The sequence below is a fragment of the Bdellovibrionales bacterium genome (assembly GCA_019750295.1).
Lineage (GTDB): Bacteria > Bdellovibrionota > Bdellovibrionia > Bdellovibrionales > JAGQZY01 > JAIEOS01.
Window position 1 is genome coordinate 1 of the sequence record JAIEOS010000098.1, and the last position, 2,132, is coordinate 2,132.

Genomic DNA, 2,132 nt, shown 5'->3' on the forward strand with positions numbered 1-2,132 from the left:
ATACGGGCGCCATTGGTTTTATCGAGCCGAATAACGATTTTTGCTTTAACGTGGCGATACGCACTCTCGTCGTGACTCCGGATAAAAGGATATCGTTGGGTGTCGGTGGAGGAATTCTTTACGATTCTCTTGCAGGGAGTGAATACGAAGAGTGCGCAACAAAATCGAGTTTTGTAAATCGTCTCAACTCTGATTTTGCTTTAATAGAAACGTTTGCCTCACGGAAAGAGGGTTCACCCACACTAGAGCTTCATCTCAAGCGCTTGGAAAATTCGGCCCAAGTTTTTGGATTTCAGTTTGATAGGGAAAAGATCAAAAAAGAAATCCTCGACGAGCAAAGAGATTTGTCAGGAGGAGAGCACAAGTTGCGCTTATTGCTCTTTCAGGACGGTGACATCGAGATCACTTCCCAACCGATACCTACGCCGTCGGAAAAGTGTCGTGTGGGCATCTCCCGTCGGGCAATTGATAGTCGGGATATTTTTTATAAGCATAAAACAACGGCTCGAGAGCTTTATGATGACGAGTACGAAGCCGCTCAAAAAAAAGGTCTTTATGATGTGATTTTCCTCAACGAGATGGGTTTTGTCGCCGAAGCTTCTCGCCACACTATCTTTATCAAGAAAAATGGCCAGTTTTGGACCCCGCCGTTATCGAGTGGGGCTCTGCCGGGAATCCGCCGTGCTTTACAAATCCAAGAGTGGCACGCCGAAGAAAAAGATCTCAGCTTGAATGATCTTAGGGAAGCTCAGGAGATCTACCTTACCAATTCGGTTCGAGGCGTTGTTAAAGTTTCCCATTTGGAGAGTTTGTGATTTGGTTGATCGATAATTATGATTCCTTCACTTACAACCTCGTTGAGTCTCTGCGTCGCCTTAACGCTCCGGTAAAAGTGGTTTTTAATGATCAGTTGTCCATTGAGGAGTTGAAGGTCGAGAAAAATATTTCCGCCTTTATCTTATCTCCAGGGCCGGGTTCTCCGGGTGAAGCCAAACTCAGTCGGGACGTTGTTGCTCACTTTTACGATAAAAAGCCGATCTTTGGGGTTTGCCTTGGTCATCAAGTGATTTGTGAGGTCTTTGGGGCTCAAGTGGGGTTAGCTCATCGAGTGATGCATGGAAAGACCTCGCTCGTGCAACACGATAATTTAGGACTTTTTAAAGATCTGCCGCAAAACTTTAAAGCCAATCGTTATCATTCTTTGATTGCAGACTCTAAAAATTGGCCCGAGGACCTTAAGGTTTCAGGTTGGACTCAATTTAATGAACATCGAGAGATTATGGGAGTTCGACATCGCAAGTTCCCGGTGGAAGGAGTTCAATTTCACCCTGAGTCGGTTTTAACTCCTCAGGGTGATCTTTTGATCGAGAACTTTCTTAAAACGATTAATCTTTCTTAGCGATTTGATCGACTTCTTCGATCTGCGCATTTTTAATCAAAAAGTCGTAAACTTTTTCTTCAGTCATTTGATTTTGAAGTTGGTCGAGACCTTTTCTTTCGGAATAGAACTTTTTGATCTGAGCTTTTTCCATGCCCCACTTGGCGGCCATTTCTCCTAAGCGATCATCGACGTCTTTTTCTGTGGCTCGGATGTTCTCTTCTTTCGCCAGTTGATCCGTCAGGAAGCCCGCTTGAACGGTAAATTTAGCGGCGCTATCAAAGTCCATTCCGGATTGTTTTTGGAATTCCGAGAAGTCGTCGTCGCTGATCCCTTGGGATTTGAGGCGATTTCTGTAGTCTTCGATAATGGCTTCGCGGTTGGCTTCGAACAGAGACTTAGGAACTTCGACGGGGTTTGCTTCTACAAACGCGCGAATAATCGCTTCGCGAAGATTCGTCTCAGAAACGTTCTTCTTTTGCATTTCGATATCATTGCGAAGAGTTTGCTTAAAGTCTTCTAGAGACTTCGCGTTCACTTTTCCAAAGAATTCGTCGTTCAATTCAGGTAAAACTTTTGTTTTGATGTCTTGAAGATCCACTTTGAAAGTCACAGGCTGAGAACGAAGTTTTTCAACATGGTAATCCGCAGGAAAGCTAATTGTCACTTCTCGCGATTCTCCTTTTTTCATTCCCACAAGTCCTTCTTCAAAGCCGGGAATAAACTGATTGGAACCGATTTCGAGCATGTGACC

3 protein-coding genes are annotated in these 2,132 nt (G+C 44.3%); 2 read left to right on the forward strand and 1 reads right to left on the reverse strand.

Going from position 1 to position 2,132, the window contains the following annotated elements; translation table 11 throughout:
- Together K2Q26_13560 and K2Q26_13565 are read left to right on the forward strand one after the other, a co-directional pair.
- On the forward strand, window positions 1-815 hold an 815-nt coding region (locus K2Q26_13560; GenBank protein MBY0316545.1), incomplete at its 5' end, for an aminotransferase class IV.
- Window positions 812-1,399, forward strand: coding sequence for an aminodeoxychorismate/anthranilate synthase component II (locus tag K2Q26_13565; protein MBY0316546.1), 588 nt, complete (start codon window positions 812-814; stop codon window positions 1,397-1,399). The genes K2Q26_13560 and K2Q26_13565, both read left to right, overlap by 4 nt.
- Here the strand turns inward: K2Q26_13565 and tig are convergent.
- On the reverse strand, window positions 1,386-2,132 hold a 747-nt coding region (tig, locus tag K2Q26_13570; GenBank protein ID MBY0316547.1), incomplete at its 5' end, for a trigger factor. The genes K2Q26_13565 and tig overlap by 14 nt on opposite strands.